This window comes from Streptomyces sp. NPDC047315 (genome assembly GCF_040643215.1).
Lineage (GTDB): Bacteria > Actinomycetota > Actinomycetes > Streptomycetales > Streptomycetaceae > Streptomyces.
On the sequence record NZ_JBEYTZ010000021.1, the window covers coordinates 117,152 to 138,007 of the forward strand.

19 protein-coding genes and 1 pseudogene are annotated in these 20,856 nt (G+C 72.7%); 13 read left to right on the forward strand and 7 right to left on the reverse strand.

What is annotated here, in order from left to right; all coding sequences use genetic code 11:
• Positions 1–26: 26 nt before the first annotated feature.
• On the forward strand, positions 27–1,277 hold the full coding sequence (locus tag ABZ842_RS24015) for an aminotransferase class III-fold pyridoxal phosphate-dependent enzyme (RefSeq protein ID WP_361540156.1): 1,251 nt from the start codon (positions 27–29) through the stop codon (positions 1,275–1,277).
• 268 nt (positions 1,278–1,545) lie between these two features.
• Positions 1,546–5,127, forward strand: a complete 3,582-nt coding sequence (locus tag ABZ842_RS24020) for a hypothetical protein (RefSeq protein ID WP_361540159.1) — start codon at positions 1,546–1,548, stop codon at positions 5,125–5,127.
• Positions 5,128–5,195: 68 nt separating this feature from the next.
• Here the strand turns inward: ABZ842_RS24020 and ABZ842_RS24025 are convergent, their stop codons facing one another.
• The 3 genes and pseudogenes from ABZ842_RS24025 to ABZ842_RS24035 all read right to left on the reverse strand — a co-directional run bounded on the left by ABZ842_RS24025 (position 5,196) and on the right by ABZ842_RS24035 (position 7,141).
• Positions 5,196–5,507 carry an asparagine synthase-related protein gene (locus ABZ842_RS24025; protein ID WP_361540162.1) on the reverse strand — a complete coding sequence of 104 codons (312 nt, stop codon included), beginning with the start codon at positions 5,505–5,507 and terminating at the stop codon, positions 5,196–5,198.
• A gap of 61 nt (positions 5,508–5,568) precedes the next feature.
• A pseudogene (locus ABZ842_RS24030) lies at positions 5,569–5,613 on the reverse strand (hypothetical protein); the annotation flags it as partial.
• A gap of 481 nt (positions 5,614–6,094) precedes the next feature.
• Entirely contained in the window at positions 6,095–7,141 is a 1,047-nt protein-coding gene (locus ABZ842_RS24035) for a hypothetical protein (protein ID WP_361540165.1), read from the reverse strand.
• A gap of 259 nt (positions 7,142–7,400) precedes the next feature.
• Here ABZ842_RS24035 and ABZ842_RS24040 point away from each other — a divergent pair, with 259 nt between their 5' ends.
• Both ABZ842_RS24040 and ABZ842_RS24045 read left to right on the forward strand, forming a co-directional pair.
• A complete protein-coding gene (locus ABZ842_RS24040; RefSeq protein ID WP_361540168.1) occupies positions 7,401–8,381 on the forward strand; it encodes a CehA/McbA family metallohydrolase in 981 nt (326 codons plus the stop codon).
• A gap of 277 nt (positions 8,382–8,658) precedes the next feature.
• Entirely contained in the window at positions 8,659–9,348 is a 690-nt protein-coding gene (locus ABZ842_RS24045; RefSeq protein ID WP_361540171.1) for an RICIN domain-containing protein, read from the forward strand.
• 36 nt (positions 9,349–9,384) lie between these two features.
• On the opposite strand, the gene ABZ842_RS24050 is transcribed toward ABZ842_RS24045, so the two are convergent.
• Positions 9,385–10,020 (reverse strand): flavin reductase family protein, encoded by a 636-nt coding sequence (locus ABZ842_RS24050; RefSeq protein WP_361540173.1) that lies wholly within the window; start codon positions 10,018–10,020, stop codon positions 9,385–9,387.
• Between the two features lie 65 nt (positions 10,021–10,085).
• Between ABZ842_RS24050 and ABZ842_RS24055 the strand changes: the two genes are divergently transcribed.
• From ABZ842_RS24055 to ABZ842_RS24065, 3 genes are all read left to right on the forward strand, one after another.
• Positions 10,086–10,835, forward strand: coding sequence for a helix-turn-helix domain-containing protein (locus ABZ842_RS24055; RefSeq protein ID WP_361540176.1), 750 nt, complete (start codon positions 10,086–10,088; stop codon positions 10,833–10,835).
• A gap of 197 nt (positions 10,836–11,032) precedes the next feature.
• Positions 11,033–11,437: a hypothetical protein gene (locus ABZ842_RS24060; RefSeq protein WP_361540179.1), complete on the forward strand. Its 405-nt coding sequence runs from the start codon at positions 11,033–11,035 to the stop codon at positions 11,435–11,437.
• A gap of 82 nt (positions 11,438–11,519) precedes the next feature.
• Positions 11,520–12,158 (forward strand): hypothetical protein, encoded by a 639-nt coding sequence (locus ABZ842_RS24065; RefSeq protein ID WP_361540182.1) that lies wholly within the window; start codon positions 11,520–11,522, stop codon positions 12,156–12,158.
• Between the two features lie 153 nt (positions 12,159–12,311).
• On the opposite strand, the gene ABZ842_RS24070 is transcribed toward ABZ842_RS24065, so the two are convergent.
• Complete coding sequence (locus ABZ842_RS24070; protein WP_361540185.1) at positions 12,312–12,683, reverse strand: response regulator transcription factor; 372 nt, start codon at positions 12,681–12,683, stop codon at positions 12,312–12,314.
• 5 nt (positions 12,684–12,688) lie between these two features.
• On the opposite strand from ABZ842_RS24070, the gene ABZ842_RS24075 reads away from it, so the two are divergent.
• The 3 genes from ABZ842_RS24075 to ABZ842_RS24085 all read left to right on the forward strand — a co-directional run bounded on the left by ABZ842_RS24075 (position 12,689) and on the right by ABZ842_RS24085 (position 15,243).
• On the forward strand, positions 12,689–13,723 hold the full coding sequence (locus tag ABZ842_RS24075; protein WP_361540188.1) for an alpha/beta hydrolase: 1,035 nt from the start codon (positions 12,689–12,691) through the stop codon (positions 13,721–13,723).
• Entirely contained in the window at positions 13,720–14,316 is a 597-nt protein-coding gene (locus tag ABZ842_RS24080; RefSeq protein ID WP_361540190.1) for a hypothetical protein, read from the forward strand. Before ABZ842_RS24075 ends, ABZ842_RS24080 begins: the two co-directional genes overlap by 4 nt.
• Positions 14,317–14,496: 180 nt before the next feature.
• Complete coding sequence (locus tag ABZ842_RS24085; protein ID WP_361540193.1) at positions 14,497–15,243, forward strand: phosphotransferase; 747 nt, start codon at positions 14,497–14,499, stop codon at positions 15,241–15,243.
• Positions 15,244–15,352: 109 nt separating this feature from the next.
• Here the strand turns inward: ABZ842_RS24085 and ABZ842_RS24090 are convergent, their stop codons facing one another.
• Positions 15,353–16,252 (reverse strand): hypothetical protein, encoded by a 900-nt coding sequence (locus ABZ842_RS24090; RefSeq protein ID WP_361540196.1) that lies wholly within the window; start codon positions 16,250–16,252, stop codon positions 15,353–15,355.
• A 101-nt stretch (positions 16,253–16,353) separates the two neighbouring features.
• On the opposite strand from ABZ842_RS24090, the gene ABZ842_RS24095 reads away from it, so the two are divergent.
• On the forward strand, positions 16,354–17,181 hold the full coding sequence (locus ABZ842_RS24095) for a DUF5937 family protein (protein ID WP_361540198.1): 828 nt from the start codon (positions 16,354–16,356) through the stop codon (positions 17,179–17,181).
• Positions 17,182–17,593: 412 nt separating this feature from the next.
• Positions 17,594–17,752, forward strand: coding sequence for a hypothetical protein (locus ABZ842_RS24100; protein ID WP_361540201.1), 159 nt, complete (start codon positions 17,594–17,596; stop codon positions 17,750–17,752).
• Between the two features lie 153 nt (positions 17,753–17,905).
• Here the strand turns inward: ABZ842_RS24100 and ABZ842_RS24105 are convergent, their stop codons facing one another.
• On the reverse strand, positions 17,906–18,784 hold the full coding sequence (locus tag ABZ842_RS24105; protein WP_361540204.1) for an alpha/beta hydrolase: 879 nt from the start codon (positions 18,782–18,784) through the stop codon (positions 17,906–17,908).
• 113 nt (positions 18,785–18,897) lie between these two features.
• On the opposite strand from ABZ842_RS24105, the gene ABZ842_RS24110 reads away from it, so the two are divergent.
• A complete protein-coding gene (locus ABZ842_RS24110) occupies positions 18,898–20,835 on the forward strand; it encodes a BTAD domain-containing putative transcriptional regulator (protein ID WP_361540207.1) in 1,938 nt (645 codons plus the stop codon).
• The last annotated feature ends 21 nt before the right edge of the window (positions 20,836–20,856 follow it).

Genomic DNA, 20,856 nt, shown 5'->3' on the forward strand with positions numbered 1-20,856 from the left:
ATGGCCCACTCTCCGCGAGGTGTAAGATGACGGAAAATCTCTCCCTGCTGGCCGAAGTCCCCACGTGCCCGCGCGATGAAAAACTCCGCCCCCGGGTTTTCGCCGATGCTTCCGGCGCTTATCTGACCGATGACTCGGGTTTTCGTTGGGTAGATTTCGACAATGCGCGCGGATCGGTTCTGCTGGGCCACGGCGATCCGGGCGTCGCCGCGGCGGTCGCCCACGCGGCGACCGGCGCCGCCGGCACCGCGACCGGGTGGAGCCCGCGGCTCGACACCGTGCTGGAGCGGCTGCGCGAGCTGTGCGGCGGCGAGACCGTGGGCCTGTTCCGCTCGGGCACGGCGGCCGTGCGCGCGGCCGTACTCGCCGTGCGCGAGAGCACCGGACGGGACCTGGTGCTCAGCGCCGGGTACCACGGATACGACCCCATGTGGTTCCCCGGCCCCGCGCTGTCGGCGCCCAACACCGACGGCGTGATCGACTTCTACTTCGACCTCGGGCTCCTGGACGACCTGCTGCGCACCCCGCAGTCCGTGGCCGCGGTCGTCATCTCCCCGGACCACATGCACCTGTCGCCGGACTGGTACCGGCAGGCCCGTCAGCTCTGCGACCGCGCCGAGGTCCCCGTCATCGCCGACGAGGTCAAGGTCGGCCTGCGCTACGGTCCCGGCCTGTCCACCGCGGACACGCTTCGCCCGGACGTCTACACCGTCGCCAAGGGCATGGCCAACGGCTTCGCCGTGGCGGCGGTCGGCGGTTCGCGCGCCCTGTTGAAGCCGCTCAAGGAAGTGTCGTTCACCTCCTTCTTCGAACCGACGATCCTCGCGGCGGCGGACCACACGCTGGAACGGGTGGCGACGGGCGAGCCGCAGCGCACCGCCCGCGACGCCGGGGAGCGGTTCCTCGGCCAGGCCCGCGCGGCGCTCGCGGAGGCGTCCCTGCCCCTGGACGTCGTCGGCGACGGCACGTTCTTCCAGTTCGTACCCGCCAGCGAGGGGGTGGAGGCCGACTTCAACCGGGCCGCCGACGCGGAGGGGCTGCTCTTCTACGCGGGGGACAACCAGGCCGTGTCGGCGGCGTTCGACGACGCCGTCGTCGCCGACGCCCAGGACCGCTTCACCCGGGTGTGCGAGCGGCTCGCGCCCTACCGCGGCCAGCCGCGCCCCGACGAGGCGGCGCGCTACCGGGCCGCCTGGAACGTCTTGGACGGCCTCGGGGAAGGGGACCGGGACCGCGGCGCGACCGAGGACCTGATCGCCCTCCTGCTGGACGACTGACGAATCCATCCCCTTCCCCGACCGGCGGCAGAAGAAAGGTTCTGGACGCTTCGCTATGTACAGTTCCGTCGAAGATACTCCTCCCGAGGGAGCAGACGTCCACGGTGCCAAATGCACCCGTCTCCAACTCCTGCGCAGCGACCCGCAATTCTCCGAGATATCGCTTCCGGTGTTCCCGGTCGACCCGGCCGAGGCTCATCGATACCTGCAGGGGGAAGGGCGGGGGAAAACAGCACCGAAGGAGCTGGCCGACGGTTTCGCCAGGCACTTGCGCGCAAGGCGACCGGAGCTCGCCGAGGCCGTCGCGGCGGAGTGCGGCGAAGCCCCCTGGATCGTCCGCAGCTCAGGCGCGGAGGACCAGGAGGACAACGTCAACGCCGGTGGATACGAGAGCCTGATCTGCCGACACGCCGACGACCTGCACGCCACGCTGGCCGCCGTCGCCTTCAGCGGCTACGGCGAGCAGTCCATCGCGCAGCAGCGGCTGACCGACCCCGCCTACCGGCCGTCGCCGATCGCCGCGTTCGTCCAACCCCTCGTCGAAGTCCCCCTCAACGGCACGGGGCGCCCCGTGCCGTCGGGGGACACCCCCCTGCTCGGCGACGCGGACGTCGCCGCGCTGACCGGCTGGCTCACCCGGCTGCACCGGTTCTACGCGATGCCCCGACTGGACTCCGAGTGGGTCCTGAGCACCGACGCCGGCGCGGTGTCGATCACCGGGCTGACCGAACTGAGTGCCGACGGCCGACTCGTGGGCCAACTCTCGCTCGGCTTCGGATTCGCCTCCGCGCAGAACCTCGGCGACGAGGACAACAGCCTCGCCTGGCTCACCGGGCTCCCGGGCACGACCCTGTGGCGGGGCGCTCTCCTGCGCCACACCCGCGTCGACCGGACGCACCTGGTGCAGGCCCGGCCGGCGAACGCCTTCGACCCCGAGCCGACCCTGCACACCCTCACGGACGAATCCCGCGCACGGTGGCAGACGTCCGCCACCACCGCCCCCGTCGACATCCTGGTCCCGCCGCGCCTCATGCAGCCGTCCTCCTTCCTCACCGCCGTCCGGCTGGAGGACGCCTGGAGCCGCTATGTGAGCCTCGACGCGCCGCAACGCGAGCAGATCGGACACGTCCTCGTCGAACGGGGAAGCCCCTCCGAACACGCGGCCGTGATGTTCCGACAACACGGCGTCGCCGTCCTGCGCGGCCAGCCGGAGAACGTCGTCGAGGGGGCCTCCTACGCCCTCGTCGACCCCTGGCGCCAGGAGTGCTACTTCGGCACCGGGCGTCCCCCCGCAGCCGAGACGCACACCCGCCGCACGTCAGCGGTTCCCCAAGGGTGCCGACTGCTCTTCACCCGGGACGCCGGCACCGCCCACGCGGCCGGCTCGCCCCCGCAGACCCCGGTGACCGGCCCCGACACCATGCCCGGCCACGCCCGACTGCGGGCGCTCGACCACCTGCCCGAACACGCCCGCGAACGCATCGTCCGCGACAGTTACCTCCCGACGGCCGACAGCTACCGCCGCCACGGCGCCGAGGTCACCTCCCCCTCCTTCGTCGCCCAGGTCGCCGACGCGCTCCTCGCCCTGGGCCGGACCGCCGACCGGGTGCGCGCGGCACTGCCGGCGGAAGCCGGACCGTACCTGCGCGGCCTGGCGGCGGCCCGCGCGCAGGACGGCCCGTCCGTTGCGGCCGTCCTTCCCCGCTGCGCCCGGGCGGCAGGTCAGGCGCTCACCCGCTCGGTGGCGGGCGCGCTCGACGTACGACTCCCGGTCGCACTCGCCCGCCTGGAGACCTCGCGCACCGTCTCGGACCGGGCGCTGAAGGCGGTGCTGCCCCGCACCCTCGCGCTCGCGGCCACGGGCGGCCCACCGCACACGGACGCCGCGCTCGCCCTGCTGGCTGCGGTCGAATCCCTGGCCGCCGCCATGCACGCGCTGGACCTCTACACCGAGGAGGAACGCGACGACGTCCTGGCCCGCACGGTCGCCGAACTGCCGGTCGACGACCCGGTGCGCACCACGGCCCTGAGCCGGTTCGCCGCCCGCACCTCCGCCCCGCCCGGCGAGACCCACCGCCTGCTCGCGCTCGCCGCCGCCGACGAACAACTGGCCGCCCGCTACCTGGCCCTGGAGCGCTGCCGGCTCGACCTGTCGGCCGCCGACGTCAGCGACGTCGCCCGCCGCGCCCTGGCCCTGAACGACGCGTACCGCGCGTACGCGGCGGCCGACGCCTGGCGCGGCGGGCACGACGCGGTGCCGCTCGACCTGACGCGCGCCGATCTGATCGAGACGTACGACAGCACCCTCAAGAGGCTGCTGCTGGACCTCGTGGACCGCCCCGGGGAGGCGGGACACCGCGCGTACCTCGACGTGCTGGCGGGCTGGCTCGCACTCATCGGACAGTTCGAGCTGTCGCCCGTCGAACGGCAGGGCCTCGTCGGCTTCGAGGGCTGGCTGGCCGACTGGCGCGACGGCCCGGTCGTCGACGACCACACCCTGGACGAAGAGGAGACCTGGCAGCGACTGCTGGAGCGGGCCGCCGCCTTCGCGCGCGACGGCGAGGGCGAGGCGCCGGACACCCCGCACCAACTGCACAACGCGCTCCACCAGTGGCTGCTGGCCCGCACCCCCCGCTACCCCGCCGAGCGGGCCCCCGCCCGCGTACGCGAACTGCACCGGATGTCCGACCGGTTCGGGCCCGGCGGCGACAAGCTGCTCCGCTTCACCCGCGACGGCATCGAACTCGACGTCCCCCTCGGCATCCACAAGGCCAGCCTCCTGTTCCGGCCCGACCGGGTGGAGGGCGAGTGGACGGAGCCGCCGGACGTCCCCGCGGAGGAGACCGGACGCCTGAACGCCCTGTCCACCCTGCTCGTCCACTGCAACACCTGGTTCCCCGAACTCGTCTTCACCTCCGAACGGCGCCTCATGGCGGGGACCTGGACCCTCCAGGTCGAGGCGCGCCCCCCGGCCCCCTCACAGCAGCTCACCTACCCGCAGATGCGGCTCGCGCTGGGCGTCTTCCGCACGCTCTTCGACGGCTCGTACGACTTCTCGTACGTCCCCGTCGACGACGTGACGGAGCTCGCCGACGCCTTCAAGGACCCGCGGTGGGCCGCCGTCGTGCGGTCCCTGGTCGAGTACCGGACGGTGTACGACGACTCGGAGCAGTTCGAGACGTTGGAGACCCTTCCCCTGGGCACCGCCGTCGGGATGCTCTGCACCAGCGAGGACGTCCGCGCCCAGGTCCTCGCCGCCGCGCAGGAGGGACCCGACGAGGCGCTGGACCGGCTCGACGCCGCCTGGCAGCGCTTGGCGCGCACCGAGGAGCCCGCCGACTGGATCGCCCTGCACAACGTCGTGCAGCAACTCGCCCTGCTCGTCGCGGCGCTCTTCCCCGAGGACGCCGTACGAGCGCTCGCCACGGCCCGGCCCTCCGGCTGGGGGAGCGTCCTGGCCGCCGCCGTCCTGCCCCGGGACGACGTACGGGAATCCGTCTCCCGGGCCTTCGCCGGGCAGCAGCTCCACCCGTTGCTGCTGCGCCACGCCCCGTGGCTGGCCGTCACCGACGCCAACGCCGCCGACGTGGCCCGTCACGTCACGGCGCAGGCGCAGGCGCAGGCGGGAGCGGGCGCCCGAGCTGGGGCGCATCGGCGCTGCAAGCAGTACCTGGTGCACCGTTACGCGCACCTCCTCGAACCGGCGGGCGTCCTCGCGGCCCTCGTCGCCGACCTCGACGTCGTGCCCCACGGCCGCACGCCCCTTCAGGAGCAGCCGCTGGCCGCGGCCGTCGAGGCGGCGGGCGGGCGGCTGCGTCGCGACGTCCGCACCAAGTTCCCGCTGCTGTAGCGGCGGTGACCGCCGGCCCCCGGACGCTCTTGGAGCGGTCCGGGGGCCCGGCCCGGCAAGGACGCGCGTCAGACGTCCAGTTCGTGGGTCTCCAGCCAGCTGTCGAGCTGCACCATGAACTCAAGACCGGTACGGGACGGCCAGCCGTCTCCCCGCTGGCGTCCGGCGCCGCCGCGGTCCGCGCTGCGGTCCACCAGGGAGTGCACCGGCGCGCCCGGGGCGGCGGCCAGCCGGTCGAACTCGGCGCGCAGCGCCACGTCGTAGGCCGGGTCGCGGCTGATCGGATAGGCGCTCTTCCTCCGCTCCGCGATGCTGTCGGGGAGCAGGTCGCGGGTCGCCGCCCGCAGCAGGCTCTTCTCCTTCCCGTCGAAGGACTTCATCGCCCAGGGGACGTTGAAGGGCGTACTCGACGAGCCGGTGGTCGCAGAACGGCACGCGCACCCCAAGCCCGACCGCCATGATCGTCCGGTCCTTGCGGTCCAGCATGAACGGCACGAAGCGGGTCACGCTGGCCGAGGTCCAGGAAGTCGCCGACGGCGGCGAACCCCGTCTTGGTGATCCGGATGCCGTCCTGGTCGGCCGAGGCGCACACGTCCCGAAGGCCCGGTTTCGCGGCGGCGGCCCGGCGCACGCCCTCCCGCGCCGCGCGAGGTCAGCGCAGCGCCGGCAGCCGGCCAGCGGTCGCGCTCGCCGGGTGCGTACGGCCGTTTCCCACAGGGCACCACGTAGCTCCTATCTGACATGCGTCCCATCAAAGCCGGATCGCCCCGGCGCCGTGTGAGGCTCGACGGCGGTCAGCTTGGTCAGGACACCGTCAGAAGGGTCAGACGTGCCAGGGGCAGGTGACCGACCCGGCAAGGGACGCACGTTCGCCGTGCGTGCCGTGCCTGCCGTGCTTTCGCCTGTAGTGCGTGCCGTGTACGAGCGTCGCGCTGCTGCGCATCGATGTGTAGGCCGAGGGCGCGGGTCACGTCCGCAGTGTTCGGACGACGTAGGCGAAGTGCTGGACGTTGCCGACGCGAAGCCACGCCTCGGCGTTGCCGGTCCCTTTCGGGCCCCGGCCGCGGGCGCAGTCCCTGAGCCAGGTCTCGCCCGCGCTGGCCACCGCCCCGCGGAAGTCCGGGAGCTCCACCAGTTCCCGGGCCGCCGCGCGGTTGACCGCGACGTTGTCCGCGCCCCTGGACAACACCTTGACGAGGACGAACGCACCCTCGGTGGTGTAGCGCAGTACGCCCCAGGGCGGCCCGCCCTGCCCGGACGACGGTCCCCGAGCGATCGCCGCGGTGGGCTGGGTCCCGTAGTCCCCGTAGCTGAGCCACGGGACGTAGGCACGGGCGCTCGCCGTCACCTCACGCCAACAAGCCCAGTCCATCCGGGGCTCATGCAGCGGCCCGTGCTCCAGTTCCACCTCGGCGACCTGCGGAAAGCCACCGCCGAGCAGCGCGCTGGTCCGCCACTGAGTCAGGGGGACGAGTGCGTCGAGGGCGCGCAGCGCCTCCTTCCCCGCCCCGGGCCGGTCGGTGCGGACGGCACCCAGGTCGAGCAGGAGGTCGGCCTCCACGGCGGGGTCCGCACGGTCGAGCAGATCACGGACGGCATGGGCGTGGGCCCCGTCCCACTCGCCGTGCAGCGGAACGCGCACGGCGAAGCCTGCTTGGCCACGGCGCGCGACGTCCAGCGTGGCCGCCTGCTGGAAGCCCGGCCGGTCGGGGCCGGTCACCGGGCGCAGCACACTGCTCTTCGACCGTTCCGACATCACTTCGGCGACGGCGGCGAACTGCGCTTCGTCCGCGAACGCCGCGTCGAGCCACGCCGGGTGGCTGCGCTGCACCCGACTCACCACCCCCACATCGCGCCGCGTCCGCCCGACGAGCTCGCCCGGCGGCACCCCGCGCAGCGGCGGAAGGTTCCACAGCGGTGCGACGCCTCGTTGAACGTCCGGGCTGAGCTGTTGATACGCCGTCGCGGCGTGCCTCTTGGCCGGTAGAACGGGAACGTACAGCGGTCCGGACATGGCTGCCCCCTCGACTCCGCCCGTGTCCTCTTCCCTCGCTTCTCAGGGTCGGCCGAATGCCCAGCTCACGGAATGACGCCTTTTCGGCCCCTTTGGCTCGAACGGCCATGTACGGGCGGTGCCGTGCGGGGCAGGCGACGGCACTGTCTGTGCAGTGACCATCGGCCGTGTGGGGGAACCGGCAGCTCTGCTTGGGCGTTGGCTCGGCAGGATCTCGCTGGACCTCGCTGGCCCTTGAGGGGGGAGAGCCTTGTCGAACGTGAGCTTTCCGCCGACGCGGGCGGTCGGGCGCGGTGCCGCCTGGTACCGAGGGGACTGCCATGTGCACTCCGTCCACTCGGACGGGGAACTCACGCCCGAGGAACTGGTGGTGCGAGCCCGCGCCATCGGGCTCGACTTCATCGCGACGACTGAGCACAACTCGGCGGCGGCTCCCGGCGCATGGGGGCATCTTGCGGCCGACGACTTCTTGGTCGTCCTCGGTGAGGAAGTGACCACCAAGACCGGACACTGGCTCGCGCTCGGCATCGACCCCGGTCAGGTCGTCGACTCGAACCACCAGGTCAGGGACGGACTGATCGACCGGTGCCTGGACCGGGTCCATCGAGCGGGCGGCCTGTGCGTGGTCGCGCATCCGCATGCGCCCTATCCGTCGGGCGACTTCATGTTCCCCTTCCGGGGCTTCGACGTGGTGGAGGTGTGGAACGGACTGTGGACCTCGGACCGACCCTGGAACGCTGACAACGAGGCCGCTCTGGCGGAGTGGGGACGGAGCCTCGCAGCCGACATCCGCACGGGCTCGTGGCGGCCGGCGATGGGCAACAGCGACACCCATCTGGAGGGGCAGATGGGCATTCCCCACACCGTGGTCTTCGCCGCGGAGCTGAGCACCGGGGCGATCCTGGCCGGGATCCGTGCCGGTCGCAGTTGGATCGCAGAGTCGGCGGACGTGGACGTGTCGTTCACTGCCCACACCGGCGCTCGCGCGGCCGGGGTGGGGGAGCGGCTCGCGACTCGTGGCGGGCAGGTCGAAGTGCAGGTGGTGGTGCGAGGCGTGCCGGTGGGGACCGTCAGCTTCCACACCGATTCGGGGAAGATCCACCGGGTGCCGCTGCCGGGTGCCGGGCCGGGCGCGGTGCGATGGCGGACGACGGCGGAGGAATCGATGTTCGTCCGCATAGAGGTCCGCCATCCCAACGGGGGCGTCGCCGCGCTCACCAATCCGATCATCCTGACGTGACCGCGCCCGGGGGCCCGGGCGTAGCAGCCGGGTGACGACGCGTCATCCGTACGGCGGGAAGGGCCGGGAGGGGCCGGGGAGCCGCCACCTGTCGGCGTCGGTCACGTTCTGACGGCGCCTCATGACGGCCGCAGTGCGTCCCGCGGTGCCGCCGCACGGGGTGCCCGTCCCACCAATGGTCACGTCGGGTTTGCGGGGTTCGGGGCGCCTTGATCGACTCATCGCGACGCGGCCCCCACCTCGCCCGCAGCACCCCGTCAGACCAGGAGGAACCCCCATGCCCATGCGACCGAAGACGTCCCTGCCGGGGATCGGTCTGGCGATCATCGCCGCGTGCGCACTCGCCCTCGCCCCGCACGGCGCCAGTGCCAGTGCCGGCGGGGAAGGCGTCAGCGGGGAAGGCGGCGGGTGGCGTCCGGAGGACGGTGCGCGCGTCGTGGACGTGTCGTCGATCGCGGAGATCGCCGCGGCCGAACGGGTCGCGGCGCCCAAGCGGGGCCCCGGCGAGCGCATCGTCTACCGTCTGCGCTTCGTCATCACCCAGGGCGTGGAGGACCGGGCTGCGTGCCTGGACGCCGACGCCAACACGATCGACCAGAACGGCACGAAGATCCAGATCTGGACGTGCAACCGCAACGCCAACCAGACCTGGTACTTCTCGACGGCCCGGTACAACACCAGCTACTTCGAGATCCAGATCGGCGAGGGGGACCAGCCGACCCGGTGCCTCGACGTGGACGCCAACACCCTCCCTGCCAACGGCACGAAGATCCAACTCTGGGACTGCAACGGGAACTCCAACCAGGTCTGGTTCTTCGACATCCGGCAGAACCTGGACACCCTGTTCAGCCTCGCGTCGGGCAAGTGTCTGGACGTGGACGCCAACACCCTCCCTGCCAACGGCACCAAGGTCCAGCTGTGGAGCTGCCACAACGGCTCGAACCAACTGTGGGACCTCCTCCAGTAGCCCAGGGCCCCATGGCCCACGGCGTGCGGGGCAGTGCTAGCGCGGGGTTTGGGAGAAGCCGCTGTGGCCGAGTTCGACGCCGAGGCCGAAGTAGTGCCGGAAGTTGTAGATCAGCGGGCTCCAAGCGGCCGGATCGACGTGCTGGGTCCCCGGGACCACCAGCCGGGCGTCGGCGTGCACCTTCACCACCCGGGCCTCGACGATCAGGAACTCTCCGGCGGCGTCGGGGGCGACCCGGGCGGCCCGCGCCTCCAACTGGATCGGGCACTCCGCCACCCGCGGCGGGCGCACCGCGTGCGACGGCTGGGCCCGGAAGCCGCCCGCCGCGAACTTGTCCGGCTCGTAGCGGGCCGCACGCTCCCCTGGCCCCGCACCCGCAGGCCGCCCGGTCAGCTCGCCCAGCCGCTCGACGGCCGCCCACTGCCCGGGCTCGGGCAGATTGATGACCAGCTCTGGGCGATCCATGAGATTCATTCCGGTCTGTCCGTACTGCGAGAGCCCCAGTACGACCACCTGGCCGAGGGCCCACGCCGACGAGATCGGTGCCAGGTTGAAGGTGCCGTCGGCGTTCTCGGAGGACACCAGCGCGACGGGCGTGCCGAAGTAGAGGATGCTCGGCGTGATCGTCACGTGGTTGCTGGAGCGCACGGTCGGGGGGTGTGTCGTTTGCATGCGGCGACCGTAGGGCGCCGACGGTTCGGGCGGCGCCGAACCGTCGGTGCGCGAGGATGGACGGCATGGAACGCATCGGTCGGAACGGCGGCGGGCCGCCCGCCGCGGACGGGCAGGGCCTGGCGGCCGTCGCCGCCCTGCTCGCGGACCGCACCCGTGCGCACTTCTGTCTCGCCCTGATCGACGGCAGGTCCTGGACCGCGGGCGAGCTCGCCCGGCACGCCGGGGTGGCCCGCTCGACCGCGACCGAGCACCTCAACGCCCTGGTCGACGCCGGTCTGCTGGCGCAGGAGCGGCAGGGCCGCCACCGGTACGTCCGGCTGGCAGGACCCGAAGTGGCCGAGCTGATCGAGCGCCTGGCCGCCCTCGCCGAGCCGTCGACGCCCCCTGCTCCTGCACCCGTCTCACTGTCCGCCGCCGGACGCAGCCACGCCCTCGCCCGCGCCCGGACCTGCTACGACCACCTCGCCGGCGCGCTGGGCGTCGCCGTGACCGACGCGATGACCGACCGCGGCCTGCTCGACTGGACGCACGGCCTGACGCTCACCCCCGCCGGTCGGGACTGGCTCGACCGACTGGCGATCCCCACCCCGGCACCGACCGGAAGCCGCCGCCCTGCGGTCCGGCCGTGCCTGGACTGGACGGAGCGCCGCCCGCATCTGGCCGGCGCGGTGGGCGCCGCGATCTGCCGCCACGCCTTCGAAGCCGGCTGGCTGAGCAGGATCGGCACCACCCGCGCCGTCAAACTCACCGACACCGGGCGCACCGCGCTGGCCCGGCACCTGGGGCTGCGGGATATCCCGGAAAGCGACTGATCCTCTTTCGAGGTCGAGGCAGGATTCCGGCCACCGTCAAGGGAGTCGAGGACGCCTATCTGACGTCCGCATTCGTACGTGGCTGAGTCGCTCGTCGTCGCGTGAGAATGGCAGAAACACCCTCTGTGCGCACATTCTTCAGCATGCAAGCCTCCCTGTAGTTCACTGCGCTGACAGCCTGAATCAGGGGGAATTCCATGACTCTCAAGCGCGTGCTCAAGGCCACTGGTGTCGTGGCGGCAACGGTCGTCCTGTCCCTGGCGACGGCCACGGGAGCACACGCCGACGGCGGCGACGTGTACACCGACGACGGTGACCCGGGCGGCAAGCTGTCCTTCAAGAGCAACGGCGACATAGTGACGGTCTGCGACGAGCAAGCGGACGGGTGGAGCGCGGTCGGCTACGTCATCAACCCGAACGGATCCACCCGTTACGGAATCAGGGCCCGCCAGAACGGCAACTGCAACCAGCGCACCGCTGCGGACGGTGGCCGATTCAACCTGTCCGAAGGCACCAGGTACGAATTCCGTATCTGTCTCGATCACAACGGCGCGGGTCCCGGCGACGACCGTTACTGCGACATTGCGTCGTGGAAGGCGTGACTCCTTGCGCCCCTCCTCCTTGACTCCGGAGCCCGTCCGCCGGGCCGGCGGGGTGATCCACCGGACGCCGTAGGGTGAGCACGTGGACGTAGCTGAGGTGTTGGGGGAGCAGGACGCGCTGCGCGCGGAAGCGGAAGGCGTTTACCGAGAGCTCGGGCTCGACGGGCTGCTGGCCGACGTCGGCACGGCGACCGTCGTCGGGAGCGCGGCGCTGGGCCTGATGGTCCGCCGGGATCTGGATCTGGACGTGGCGTGCGAGCGTCTCGACGACGCTGCCGTGGCGGCCGTCGCCGCGGTCGGTGCCCGGCTCGCGACCCACCCGCAGGTCCGCCTTGTGACCTTCCGCAACGACTGCGGAGCGTGGAACCAGGAGCCGGACGCCTACCCCAACGGTCTGTACCTCGGGGTGGAGTGCGTGTCGTCCGGGGCCACCTGGCACCTCGACATCTGGTTCCTCGACGAGCCCGAACGCCAGCCCTCGACCGTCCACCTGACCACCCTGCGCCCGCGTCTGACGGACGAGACCCGGGCGGCCATCGTCGACATCAAGCGGGCTTGGGTCGACCGCCCCGAGTACGGCACGACGGTCAAGAGCTTCGACGTCTACCGCGCGGTCCTCGACGACGGCGTCCGGGACCCCGCCCGGTTCGAGACCTGGGTTGCGCAGTCCGCGCAGTCGGCGCAGCCGAAGGAGTCGCGGCCCTCGCCTGGAGCCGTCTGAGGTACGCATCGGAGGCCGAGGGCCGAAGGGCAAGGGCCAGGGGTCGGATGCCGTGCTGGCGGGGGAAGCGGCGAATGCCCGCCGCCGCGAGCGCCCTGAACCGTCCTCGTCAGATCCAGGTCACATCCAGGTCAGATCCAGATCGGATCCAGGTCAGATCCAGCCGTGGCGGCGGGCGAGCTGAGCCGCCTCGTGCCGGTTGGCCACCTTCAGCTTCGTGGTGATCTTCGACAGATAGTTCCGGGCGGTGCCCGGAGTGAGGACGGCGCGCCGGGCGACGGTGGCGATGGGAGCGCCGTCCGCCGAGAGCGCGAGGACGTCCGCCTCCCTCGGAGTCAGCGGGGACTCGCCGGCGGCGATCGCCTCCGCCGCGAGCGCGGAGTCGACGTGGCGGGCGCCCCCGTGCACGGCCCGGACGACCGCCGCCAGCCCCAGCGCGGACGCCGACTTCGGCACGAAGCCGAGCGCCCCCGCCAGCAGGGCGGACCGCACCTGGCCCGGTGACGTACGGGAGGTGACCACCACGCACCGTGCCGAAGACCCATCCGGTCGGCGCATGCCGCGACGACCGCCTCCTCCCGCTCGCCGCCGCTGCCCTCGCCACGGCCGCTGCCCTCGCCGCCGTCGCCACGGCACGGCGCAGGGCCGCCGTCCTCGCTGGCTCACCCGGCAGCCGCCTCCTGGTGGCCCGCTCCGGCAACGTCCTCCAGTACGAACACCACGGCGACGGCGACCCGGACCAGCCCGCGATCGTTCTCGGGAACGGCCTCGCCGCCACCCCGGAACACCTGGCCCACCTCACCGAACGCCTCGCCGGGACCACCCGGTTCGGCGTGCTCGGCTACGCCCGCGCCGGATACAACGGATCCCGCCGGCGGGCCACCGCCCCCTACGCCCTCGCCGAATCCGCCCGGGACCTGGCGGACCTCGTCGAAGCCCGGGTGCGCCCCGGCCGCCCGGTGGTCCTCGTCGGACACGCCTTCGGCGGGGAGGTCGCCCGTCGCGCCGCACTGCTGCTCGGCGACCGGGTGCAGGGGGTCGTCTACCTGGACGCCTCCCACCCCGCTGAACTGAACCGCTCCGAACGGCAGTCCCGGGCAGCCGAGGACCGGACCGAAAGCCTCACCCGGATGGCCTGGTTCCTGCGCCTCGGCACCGGCGCCCTGCTCTCCCCCCTCGACTGGGCCGAAGACCTCCCCGACCCCGTACGCCGCAGGGTCCACGACCAGTACGCCGACAGCCGGATGTGGTGGGCCGCCCTCCGCGAGTGGCGGGCCGTGGAACAGGAGTTCCGCCGCCACACCGGGGAGCTTCCCACCGCACCCGGGCGGGCCCTGGTGATCACGGCCCAGGCGACGGCGGACGGCGACCCCGACCAACTCCTGCTCCACCGCGAACTGGCCGGCGCCCACCGCCGGGGCGGGGAGTGCGTGGTGCTGGCCGGCGCCGGGCGCGACGGAATGCTGGTCCGGCCCGAACACGCCTTGGAGACCACCCGGTTGATCGAAAGGTTCGCGGCCCCCGACCGGTCAGCGCACCCCCGCCCGGAAGGAGCGAGGAGATGACGGTCACCCGTCTTCTGAAGGAGGCGGTACGCGGACCCGGCGCGGGATGGCGGATCGCGGGAGCCGCCGCCCTCAGCCTCACCGTCGCCGCCCAACACCCGGGCGACCTCTTCGGCCGGGCCCGGCGCAGGGACCTCCTGGCCACCATCCCGAACTGGCGCTTCTTCGCCCCCGACCCCTCCGTGCACGACTACGAACTGGTCTACCGGACGCTCTCCCGCCAAGGCGAGACCTCCGGTTGGAAGCAGGTACCACTGGTGCGGAACCGGCGCGCGCACCAGATGCTGTGGTACCCCGAGCGCCGCGCCGGAAAGGCGGTATTCGACATGGGCACCGAACTCCTCCGCGTCATCGACCGGGGTCTCACCACCGTCAAGGACCAGCCGTCCTACCGCGTCCTGACGAACTTCCTGCGCCGTGAAATCCAGCAGGGCCAGCGCCAGGGCCAGGACCACGACGCGGTCAAGGGCTTCCAGTTCGCCTTGGTCCGCAGCGCCGGCCACGACCTCGACGAGCGGGCCGAGTGGCAGTTCATCTCCCCGTACACCTCGATCGCCCCGGTCGCCCGCGGCGTCGCGGCCCAGGGCAGGTAACCGCCACGAACTCCCGCCCCGTCCCGGCCCCGGCGCACTCCGCCGGGGCCGGACCTTTGTGGGACTTCGCTGGTGGCTCCCCAGCGCCGGCCAACGGACCTCGACGTACGCGGTCGACCGTGCAGTCGCACGCGAAAACCCGCACGACTTCCGCCATCGCCTCCGGGATACTGCTCGCCCATGGATGAGGTCAAAGTCGTCGTCGCCCATTCCGAGCGGGCGACTCTGCGCGTCGGCGACGTGTTCCTGAAGGTGGACGCCGATCAGGCGCGCATCGACGTCGAGGTCGAGGCGATGGCCCTGGCGCCCGTCCCGACCCCGGAAGTCCTGTGGCGCAAACCGCCCGCGCTCGCGATCGCAGCACTCCCGGGGGCGGCGCTCGGGCGCCTCGGCGGCCCGTCGACCGGGTCGCCGGCAGCATGGGCCGCGGCGGGCGCCGCCATCCGACAGTTGCACGATGCGCCGTTGCCGCCCTGGCCCGGCCGACGCCGCCGGAGCCCCGACGAGTTGGCGGCGGAACTCGACCGCGAGTGCGAGTTGCTCGTGACGAACGGTGTCCTGCCCGCCGACCTGGTCACCCGCAACCGCCAGGTCGCCGAGGCCGCGATCCGGCCGTGGACTCCGGCGTTCACCCACGGCGACCTGCAGATCGATCACGTCTTCGTCGACGGCGACGAGGTCACGGGCATCATCGACTGGTCCGAGGCGGGCCGCGGCGACGCCCTGTTCGACCTCGCCACCTTGACGCTCGGACGCGAGGACCACCTCAACGACGTCATCGCCGGCTACGGCACCGACGTCGACCTCGACGTGATTCGCGCCTGGTGGTCGTTGCGAAGCCTCCTGGGGGTCCGCTGGCTGGTCGAGCACGGCTTCGACGCGTTCGCGCCGGGCTGCGAGGTCGACGTGTTGAGGTCCCGGCTGTAGGCCACGCGGCCCGACTGCGGCTCCGGCGGCGTGAGCGCCCCGCCCTGCGCCGGGTGTTCGACGCCTGGACACACTTGCTGAGCCGGGCCTGCGGCGACGACCCGGACCCTCACCGACCGGGGCGCCGGCGATCCGGCACCCCCGACTCGCCGGAAGCCGGCCGTGCTGACCGCACCCGAATCCGGGTGAGCGCACCCGGAACCGTCACCCGGGGGACTTTTCGGCCTGCGGATCCGGAGGCCGGAAAGTCCCGGCGTCCGGTTCCGCCCCCAGATGCCTCCTGGTGCTCAGCACGAGCACGACGGAAGCTACCGCGCTGGCCGCGCCCAGGGGCGATCGCCGTCTCCAGGTCGAGCACCCCCAGACTGAGCGACCCGGACGCGAACCCGACCGTCTGCACGACGTGGGCGACGGAGAACCCCTCGGCCCGGCGCGATCGCGGCAGCACCCGCTGGAGGTTGACGGAGCCCACCGCGAGCAGCGGACCGGTGCAGTGCCCTACCAGCACGAGACCGCCGATCAGCGCGGGGCGGCCGGCGTCGAGCGCCGTCAGACCGCCGCCCACGGCCAGACCCGACAGGAAGAGCACGGCCCAGGTCGTGCCGGCACCGCCGCGCCAGGCGAACAGCGTGCTGCCCACGATGCTGGCCACTGACAGCACCCCGATGAGCAGCGCCGCCGCGCCCTGACCCGCGCCGGCCCGCTCAGCCAGCGGCAGCGCACCCACCTCCAGGGTGGACAGCAGATGCCCGATGGTGAACAGGCACCCCAACCAGCCGACCGTGCGGAGCCAGGCGATCGGGGCCGCGTCGGCGCCCGGTTCCTCCGCGACGGCAGCCGGGCCCGACACCGCCCTCGGCAGCACCAGGGAACTGATCACGAAAGCGGCGGCCATCCCGGCCGTGGGAGCCGCCGAGTGCCCGCTGCCCAGGGCCACGGCCAGCGCCGGCCCCGCGATGGTCGTCGCCTCCAACAGGATCGCGTCGGCGCTGATGGCGCGCAGCAGCATGCCGTCGTCGACCGTGCGCGAGAGCAGGGTGCGAAACCCGGCGGACAGACCGCCCGCGGTGGCACGAGATCGGACTCGGGCTGCGTGCCCATCCGCCCGGGGTGGCCCGGCTCGACGCGCACGCGATGACGGGTCTGCCCATCGCCGAGCTGCTGTCCGTACTCGGGGATCCGCACTACATCTGCGAGTTCCTCAGCCCGCCGACGACCGGCCCCGGCACCACGGCCGAGGCACAGCTGGCCGAAGTGGGTCGGACACCGCCGGCGCAGGTGGCGACCGAGCTGGACACCCTGAACGTCGACACCGGCGGGCTGCCGGCCGACCCGGGGCGCGCCCGCGATCTGCTGGCCGGTCAGCTGGAGACCGCCTGGCAGGAGTTGATCGCCCCGCGCTGGCCGGCCCTGCGCGACGTCCTCCACGCCGACATCGGCTTCCGCTCGGGCCGGCTGGCGGCGGGCGGGCTGGACGCGGCGATCGGCGGACTCCACCCCGACGTACGCCTGGCCGAACGCACGGGCGCCGACGCCGTCGTCGTCCGCAACCCGGCACGGGCGAGGGTCCCCCTGGACCGGCGCGGGCTGCTGCTGGTGCCGAGCGTGTTCACCTGGCCGCGCACCAGCGTCATCGCCGTCGCCCCTTGGCAGCCGTCCGTCATCTACCCCGCCCGCGGGATCGCCGGCACCGGCGCGACCCGGCCCGACGACATTGGACTCGTCCGGGTGATGGGGCGCGCCAAAGCGGCGGTGCTGACCGCGTTGGACGAGCCGATGAGCACGTTGGCCATCGCCCGACTGCTCGGCCTGGCACCCAGCACCGTCTCCGAGCACCTGGCCGCACTGCGCGCCGGCGGACTGCTGACGAGCGCGCGGCGCGGACACCCCGTGCTGTACGCGCGCACCCGCATCGGCGACGACCTGGTGCGCGGCTGACCGCCGCCGCCCCGCGCTCCACCACACCGTGATACGGGCCGGTTCGCGCGCTGCTCCACAGCCGGTCGATAGCCCCCGCACAGCCGCGGTGACCAGTCTGTGAAGCGGCACTGGAGCCGGACCGACCTGCGTCCGCCGAGTCTCCGGGAGCTGGCCGGCGCGGCCGGCGACGTCCTGGTCTTCACCAGCAGTAGGACCGCCGCCGTCGAGAGCGCGGTGCAGAACCTGTTCTCGCCCCGGCGGCTGACGACCGCTAACGGGATTCTCGGAGTCAGCCGTGGTGCAGCAGGACGACCGCCGTTGCATCGTCTCGGTATCCCTGTCCGGTGGATCGCGCGGCGGCCACCAAGGCGTCGACCAGGCGCTGAGGGACGTCGCGGTGGGCGCTGACCAAGCCGTCTAGCTCATCTTCGTGCGGGCAGTCGTGCTCGACGGCGACGAGCGGGACGCGGGCTGGGACGCCGAGGACGAGTACGACTGGGACCGCTGCCAGATGGCGGGGTGCCCGGGCCGGGGCCGTCCACTCCCCGCCCGGGCACCCGAAGGCTCCGGCCGCTCAAGGTCGGGGTAGGGCAGTGCCGGTGAGTTTGCCCTTGGTGCTGGTGGGCCCGCGTATTCAACTGTCCCCGGTCTTCTGCGGGGCCCAGCCGGGCGGTGACCACCAGTGGTGTATCGACCCGCCGTGCTCCCGGCCTCGGAGGCGGTGCGGGCCGGGAACCGGGGCTCAGCGGGCCAGCAGGTCCTGGATCGCCGCCGCGATCTCGTCGGGTGCCTCCTCGGCCATGAAGTGCCCGGCGCGGGTCAGCCGGTGGTCCAGGTCCGGCGCCCACGCCTTCCACACCGCGGCGGCGTCGTAGCCCAGCTGTGCGCCCCAGTCCTGCTGGACGACCGCCACGGGCATGGCCAGCTGCGACCCGGCGTCCAGGTCCGCTTGGTCGTGCGTGACGTCGATGCCCGCCGAGGCCCGGTAGTCCGCGACGATCGACGTCACCGCGGCGGCGCTTGCCCGCAGGTATTCGGCACGCACTTCCTCCGGCATGGTGGTCGGGTCGTTGGCCCAGGCGTCGAGGAACGAGCCGAAGAACGTGTCCGCGCTGCCTGCGATCATCGCCTCCGGCAGGCCCGGCGGCTGCGCCATGAGGAAGAGGTGGTAGCCGACCGCCGCCGAGGTGCCGTGCAGGACGTTCCACATGTCGAGCGTCGGCACGATGTCGAGGATGCCCAGGTGCGTGATGGTCTCGGGGTGGTCCAGCCCCGCCCGGAAGGCGACCAGGGCGCCTCGGTCGTGGCCGACGAGGGCGAAGCGCTCGTGGCCGAGTGCCGCCGCCAGGGTCACGACGTCGGCGGCCATGGTGCGCTTGGCGTACACATCGGGGCCGGTGGCCGCCGGCTTGTCGCTGGCACCGTAACCACGCAGGTCAGGACAGATCACCGTGTGCTCGACGGCGAGCCGCTCGGCGACGTGCCGCCACATCAGGTGGGTCTGGGGAAAGCCGTGCAACAGTACGACCGGGCTACCGCTGCCGGCAACGGCCGCAGCCAGCTCCACACCGTCTGCACCGGGCAGGCGGATGTGATCGAAGCCGGGAATGGTGAGCGTCATGAGGGGGACCGTCCTTGCGGTCGGGGACTTGACCGGATCAGCGTGGACGGCGCCGATCAGCAGCCGATCAGTACGGTTGGGCGCGGCCGGCCCCTGGCACGGAGGATGGGGGCATGCGAATCGACGTGCTCGGTGCGGTGCGGGCCCTTGGCGACGACGGCAGCCCGGTTGACCTGGGCGGGCCACGCCATCGTGAGGTGCTCGCCCGGCTCGTCGCCGCAGAGGGACGGATGGTCACCACCGACACCCTTGTCGACGACCTGTGGATCGATCCGCCCACCCGCGCCGTGGGTGCTCTGCGAACGTTCGTCGCCACGCTGCGCCGCGCCCTCGAACCCGACCGCCCGCCCCGCGATCCGTCGCGCGTCATCGTCACCGAAGGCCCCGGCTACGCGCTGCGCCTGCCGCGTGAGGACGTGGACGTCCATCGGTTCCAGGACACCCTGGCCAACGCCCGGCGCAACCCCGACGCGGTGACCGACCTCAGCGCGGCGCTCGCGGCCTGGCGCGGACCCGCCTACGCCGATGTGCCCGACTCCGCATGGGCACAGCGCGAGCGAACCCGGCTGGAGGAGTTGAGGCTGGAAGGGGTGGAACTGCGCGCCCGCGTCCTCCTCGACTCCGGGGCAGGGGCCGATCTCGTCGCCGAACTGGGTGCCCACGTCGCCGAACACCCGTGGCGCGAGCCGGCCTGGGGCCTGCTTGCCCGCGCGCTCTACCACGCGGGCCGCCGGGCCGACGCGCTGGCCACCCTCCGGCGCGCCCGAGCGATGCTCGTTGACCAACTCGGGCTCGACCCTGGTGGCGACCTCCAGCGCCTGGAGACGGACATCCTCAACGGGGCCGCGCTCCTCGAAGGCGCACGTACCGCGTGGACCGGCCCTGATGTCCGGTTCGGCCCGCGCACCACCGTGAAACTGGCCCGCACCCTCGCCCTGGCGGGCGGCGACGCCCTCGTCCACTCGCGGCGCGACCGCCTCGCCGCCGTCCAGGCGGCGGAACGCACGGGAGACGTCACCCTGACCGCCCGGGTCATCGGCGCCTACGACGTGCCCGCCATCTGGAGCCGGGCCGACGATCCCGAACAGTCCCGCGCCGTCGTCGCGGCTGCCGAACGCACGCTCACCGCACTCGCCCCCGACGGCCCCGCCGACCTGCCCGCCCGCCTCCTGGCCACGGTCGCCGTCGAGAGTCGCAGCGCCGATCTGTCCGGGACCGAGCGCAAGCGCGCGCAGCAGGCGGCACGGCAGGCCGAGGCGCTGGCACGGCACCTGGGCGATCCCGCCCTGCTGGCGTTCGCCCTCAACGGGGTGTTCCTGCAGTCCTTCACCCGCACCGGGCTCGCGGCAGTACGGGACGGGATCGGCGCCGAGATCCTCGACCTGGCCACCCGGCACGATCTGCCGAACTTCGCCGTACTCGGCCGACTCATCCGCCTGCAATCCGCCTCGGCCCTCGGCGACCTCGACGCCGCCACCTCACACGCCGAGGCCGCCGAACAGCTCGCCGCCACCACCGAGGCACCCCTCGTCCCCGTCCTCACCGGATGGTTCCGGGCGCGGGTCACAGCCACCCGCAGCACCGAACCCGGCGGACCGACCGCCGCCACAGCCGCAGCGCACTACCGCGCCGCCGAGGACGCCCTCCGAACGGCCGGAATGCCGGGGCTGCACCGCGGCCTGTTCCCGCTCGCCCTCCTCGGACTGCGCCTGCTGCACGACCGGCCCGCGCCCACCGACCCCCACCTCGACTGGGGCCCGTACCACCCCTGGACGCGGCCCCTCGTGCTCCTCGCCCAGGACCGGGTCGAAGAGGCCCGTGCCACCCTCGCCACAGCGCCCGAACCACCGCGTGACCACATGCAGGAGGCGCTGTGGTGCCTGACCGCCCACACCGCCGTACGCCTCGGCGAGCGCGCAATCGCCGCACGTGCCGCAGTTGCCCTGGACTATGCCCGTGCTGAAGACGCCGGCGCCGCCAGCGGAATGCTGACCCTGGGCCCGGTGACGCGGTACCTGACGGAGGCGGAGGCATGCGCAGGAACAGGGTGAGCGACAGCAACCCGCGAACCC

Coding starts and splice junctions, on each gene's coding strand:
- ABZ842_RS24025 (WP_361540162.1), bottom strand. CDS start 5,507: ATGAAGTCCTTCGACGGGAAGGAGAAGAGCCTGCTGCGGGCGGCGACC.
- ABZ842_RS24060 (WP_361540179.1), top strand. CDS start 11,033: ATGACTCTCAAGCGCGTGCTCAAGGCCACTGGTGTCGTGGCGGCAACG.
- ABZ842_RS24035 (WP_361540165.1), bottom strand. CDS start 7,141: ATGTCCGGACCGCTGTACGTTCCCGTTCTACCGGCCAAGAGGCACGCC.
- ABZ842_RS24110 (WP_361540207.1), top strand. CDS start 18,898: ATGCGAATCGACGTGCTCGGTGCGGTGCGGGCCCTTGGCGACGACGGC.
- ABZ842_RS24085 (WP_361540193.1), top strand. CDS start 14,497: ATGGATGAGGTCAAAGTCGTCGTCGCCCATTCCGAGCGGGCGACTCTG.
- ABZ842_RS24055 (WP_361540176.1), top strand. CDS start 10,086: ATGGAACGCATCGGTCGGAACGGCGGCGGGCCGCCCGCCGCGGACGGG.
- ABZ842_RS24050 (WP_361540173.1), bottom strand. CDS start 10,020: ATGCAAACGACACACCCCCCGACCGTGCGCTCCAGCAACCACGTGACG.
- ABZ842_RS24045 (WP_361540171.1), top strand. CDS start 8,659: ATGCCCATGCGACCGAAGACGTCCCTGCCGGGGATCGGTCTGGCGATC.
- ABZ842_RS24080 (WP_361540190.1), top strand. CDS start 13,720: ATGACGGTCACCCGTCTTCTGAAGGAGGCGGTACGCGGACCCGGCGCG.
- ABZ842_RS24090 (WP_361540196.1), bottom strand. CDS start 16,252: ATGCTGCTGCGCGCCATCAGCGCCGACGCGATCCTGTTGGAGGCGACG.
- ABZ842_RS24105 (WP_361540204.1), bottom strand. CDS start 18,784: ATGACGCTCACCATTCCCGGCTTCGATCACATCCGCCTGCCCGGTGCA.
- ABZ842_RS24015 (WP_361540156.1), top strand. CDS start 27: ATGACGGAAAATCTCTCCCTGCTGGCCGAAGTCCCCACGTGCCCGCGC.